This is a genomic window from Streptomyces sp. rh34, assembly GCF_002551245.1.
GTDB lineage: Bacteria > Actinomycetota > Actinomycetes > Streptomycetales > Streptomycetaceae > Streptomyces.
Window position 1 is genome coordinate 1 of sequence record NZ_NTGZ01000410.1, and the last position, 3988, is coordinate 3988.

Sequence of the window (3988 nt, forward strand, 5' to 3'; positions counted from 1 at the left end):
CCGACGCGGTGTTCGGGGCGATGACCGGCGCGGGCTGGCCGCCCGCGCAGGCCACCCGGATCGGGGCCCTGATGCGCTACTTCATCACCGGTTCCGCGCTGGGCTCCTTCGCCGGGGGCTTCGTCGACGACGAGACCGCCTACGACCCCGCCGACTACCCGCACCTCGGCCAGGCCCACCTGCTGGCCGACCACCGCCACCAGGTCGACGAAGGGGCCTTCGAGACCGGGCTGCGGGCCCTGCTGGACGGCCTGGCGATCCAGTACGAGCAGTACGCGCGGCCCACGGGAACGATTCGGCCGACACCGAACCGTCGCTGACCCACGCCTGCCCATGGGCCGTTCCGCGCAGCCCGTCCGGCTCCATACGGCCCGTGGGCCGGGGCGGGCGACACCGTCCTCGGAGAGAGGGCGGAGCCGGCACCGGCCCGCCGATTGACGGTCCTCGACAATTCGGTGGGGGTTGCAGCGTTCCGGCCCTACGGTCGTGGCCATGACGACGACGACCCCCGCCCCTCTTCCGGTCTCCCCGCCGGCCCACCGCTGGCGCGCCACCGCCGCCGCCTCCACCACCGTCGTGCTGTGGGCCTCGGCCTTCGTCTCGATCCGCAGTGCGGGCGAGACCTACTCCCCCGGCGCGCTGGCCCTCGGGCGGCTGGCGACCGGCGCGCTGGTGCTCGGGGCGATCCTGCTCGTCCGCCGGGAGGGGCTGCCGGGGCGGGGCGCCTGGCGGGGGATCATCACCTCGGGCGTGCTGTGGTTCGGGCTCTACATGGTGGCGCTCAACTGGGGCGAGCAGGAGGTCGACGCCGGGACCGCGGCGATGCTGGTGAACATCGGGCCGATCCTGATGGCGCTGCTGGGCGCCCGCATGCTCGGCGAGGGGCTGCCGCGCCGCCTGCTGCTGGGGATGGGCATCTCGTTCTCGGGCGCGGTCGTCGTCGGCCTCGCGATGTCCGGGCACGGCGGCTCGTCCGTGCTGGGCGTGGCACTGTGCCTGCTGGCCGCGGTGGTGTACGCGCTGGGCGTGGTGAGCCAGAAGCCGGCCCTCGCGCACGGTTCCTCGCTCCAGATCAACACCTTCGGCTGTCTGATCGGGGCCGTGGCCTGCCTGCCGTTCACCGGAGTCCTGGTCTCCGAGGCCGCCGACGCACCGCTGTCCGCCACCCTGAACATGGTCTACCTGGGCGTCTTCCCGACGGCGCTGGCCTTCACCACCTGGGGCTACGCGCTGGCCCGGACCACCGCGGGCCGGATGGGCGCGACCACGTACGCGGTTCCGGCGCTCGTCGTGGGCATGGCCTGGGTGCTCCTGGACGAGGTGCCGACCCTCCTCGGCGTCGTCGGCGGCGTTCTGTGCCTGGCCGGGGTGGCGGTCTCCCGGAGCCGTCAGCGGACCGGGCCCGCGCGCGGAAAGCCGGTCGGGCCGGTGGCGGGATCCCGTCACGAGGAGGAGCGGCGAGCGGAACGGACGTAGCGGGGCCGGGGCTAGCCCTCCGCCCCCTCCCCGGGACGGGTACCTCTAGTTCGTGCCCCGGCGCCCGGCTGCTGGGTCCGGTGACGTCGACGTCACCGGACCACGGACTTCTGACGGGTCACGGGAACACGACCAGGGCCCGGCCGCCCCTGCCCGCGATCATGTTGTCGAAGGCTGCGGGGATGCCGTCCAGGGCAATGTGCTCGGTGACCATCATCGACAGGTCGAAGCGGCCCGCGCGGATGTGGCCGGCGAGGACGGGCAGGTCGCGGGCGGGGTCGCTGTTGCCGTAGACGCAGCCCGTCAGGGACCGGCCCCAGTGGAAGATCTCCAGGGCGTTGAAGGTGACGTCCTGGTCCTTGCCGCCGATCCCGACGACCGTGGTGCGCCCGCCGCGCCGGGTGGATTCCCAGGCGGCCCGGATGGTCACGGGCCGTCCGACGCACTCGACGGCGACGTCCGTGCCCCGGCCGCCGGTCAGTTTGCGGATCTCACGCGGGGTGGTGGCGGAGGCGACGAGGTAGTCGGTCGCCCCGGCCTGCCGGGCCAGCTCCTCCTTGGCCGGGGAGACGTCGACCGCGATGATCCGGGAAGCGCCCGCGATCCGGGCGGCCTGGAGCACGGCGAGGCCGACGCCGCCGATCCCGAAGACGACGACGCTCTCGCCCTCGCGGACCCGGGCGCTGTGGTGGATCGCCCCGTAGCCGGTCAGGACCGCGCAGCCGAGGAGTGCGGCGTCGGTGAGCGGGATGCCGTCGGGGGCGGGGAGCACGCAGTTCGCGGCGACGACGGTCTCCTCCGCGAAGGCCGCGACGTTGAGGCCGGGGTGGAGGTCGGTGCCGTCCGCCGTACGGGCGTGGAGATTGGCGGTCCCCTTCAGGGCGTCGGCGCAGAGCCACACCTCGCCGATCCCGCAGTGGAAGCAGGCCCCGCAGGAGGGGGCCCAGTTGAGGACCACTCCGTCGCCGGGGGCCACCTGTGTGACACCCTCGCCGACCGCCAGGACCGTACCCGCGCCCTCGTGGCCGAGGACGGCGGGCACCGGGACGCGCATGGTGCCGTTGGACAGGGACAGGTCGGAGTGGCAGACCCCGGCGGCGGCGAGCGCGATACGCACCTGGCCGGGGCCGGGCTCCGGCAGGACGATGTCGGTGATCTCCAGCGGAGCTCCGACGGCGGGCAGTACGGCGGCGCGGACCACGAACAGGCTCCTCTTGGGTTCTTCGGACGGATGGCTGGGCGGGTGCCCGGACGGCAGGCGCGGCGGGCGCGAACGGCTTCAGAACTGGAGCGACTTGGTCTGGAGGTACTCCGCCAGACCGTGCGGCCCCAGCTCGCGGCCCACGCCCGACTGCTTGTAACCGCCGAACGGGGCCAGCGGGTTGAACCGGCCGCCGTTGATGTCGACCTGCCCGGTGTCCATCCGGCGGGCGAAGGCCACCGCCTCCTCGTCGTCGGCGGCCCACACGGCGCCGGCGAGCCCGTACACGGTGTCGTTGGCGATCCGCAGGGCGTCGTCCACGTCCTCGTACCGCAGGATCGAGACCACCGGGCCGAAGATCTCCTCGCGGGCGATCGTCATGTCCGGGGTGACGTCGGCGAAGACGGTGGGATTGACGTAGTAGCCGGTCTCCAGGGGCGCGTCCGGGCCGCCCGCGACCAGCCGTGCGCCCTCCTCGACGCCCTTCGCGATGTAACCGAGCACCCGGGCCTGCTGCTTGGCGTTGACGAGGGGGCCGACCCGCTCCCCCGGTACGTACTTGGTGACGGCGTTCGCCGCGAGCTCCACGGCCTCCTCGTACCGCTCGGCGTCCACCAGCATCCGGGTCCAGGCGCTGCACGTCTGGCCGGAGTTGGTCATCACGTTGGCGATGCCGACGTTGACCGCCCTGGCGAGGTCCGCGCCGGGCAGGATCACGTTGGCGGACTTGCCGCCCAGCTCCAGGGCGACCCGCTTGACGGCGGCCCCGGCGGTGGCGCCGATCTGCCTGCCCACAGCGGTGGAGCCGGTGAACGAGACCAGGTCGACGTCCTCGTGGGCGGCGAGCGCCTGGCCCGCGACCGGTCCGAGGCCGGTGACGAGGTTGAAGACGCCGGGCGGGAGACCGGCCGCCTCGGTGGCTTCCGCGAAGAGCTGGGCGGTGAGCGGGGTGTCCTCGGCGGGCTTGAGGACGACGGTGCAGCCGGCGGCGAGGGCGGGGGCGACCTTGGCGACGATCTGGTGGAGCGGGTAGTTCCAGGGGGTGATCGCGCCGACCACGCCGACCGGCTCCAGCAGCACGGTGGAGTTGCCGATCCGCTCCTCGAAGGCGTGGCGGGCGGCCAGTTCGGCGAACGAGGCGGCCACCAGCACGGGCACGCCCGCGTGGACCATCCGCGACAGCGGCAGCGGTGAGCCCAGCTCGGCCGTGATGGTCTCGGCCAGTTCGTCCTTGCGGGCGGTCAGTGCGTCGGCCAGCGCGCTGAGCCGGGCGGCACGCTCGGCCGGCGGGGTCGCGGCCCAGGCGGGGAA

General features: G+C 73.7%; 3 protein-coding genes and 1 pseudogene. 2 read left to right on the forward strand and 2 right to left on the reverse strand.

Going from position 1 to position 3988, the window contains the following annotated elements; genetic code table 11:
• Positions 1 to 320: pseudogene (locus CR470_RS36290) on the forward strand (TetR/AcrR family transcriptional regulator C-terminal domain-containing protein); the annotation flags it as partial.
• A 172-nt stretch (positions 321 to 492) separates the two neighbouring features.
• A complete protein-coding gene (locus tag CR470_RS36295) occupies positions 493 to 1476 on the forward strand; it encodes a DMT family transporter (RefSeq protein ID WP_097871881.1) in 984 nt (327 codons plus the stop codon).
• Positions 1477 to 1594: 118 nt separating this feature from the next.
• Here the strand turns inward: CR470_RS36295 and CR470_RS36300 are convergent, their stop codons facing one another.
• Both CR470_RS36300 and CR470_RS36305 read right to left on the reverse strand, forming a co-directional pair.
• Entirely contained in the window at positions 1595 to 2677 is a 1083-nt protein-coding gene (locus CR470_RS36300) for a Zn-dependent alcohol dehydrogenase (protein WP_097871883.1), read from the reverse strand.
• Between the two features lie 78 nt (positions 2678 to 2755).
• Positions 2756 to 3988, reverse strand: a 1233-nt coding sequence (locus CR470_RS36305) for an aldehyde dehydrogenase family protein (protein WP_097871886.1), incomplete at its 5' end; no start/stop codon positions are given.

Excerpts from the sequence above, each read along its gene's own strand:
- CR470_RS36295 (WP_097871881.1), top strand. The coding sequence starts at position 493 with ATGACGACGACGACCCCCGCCCCTCTTCCGGTCTCCCCGCCGGCCCAC.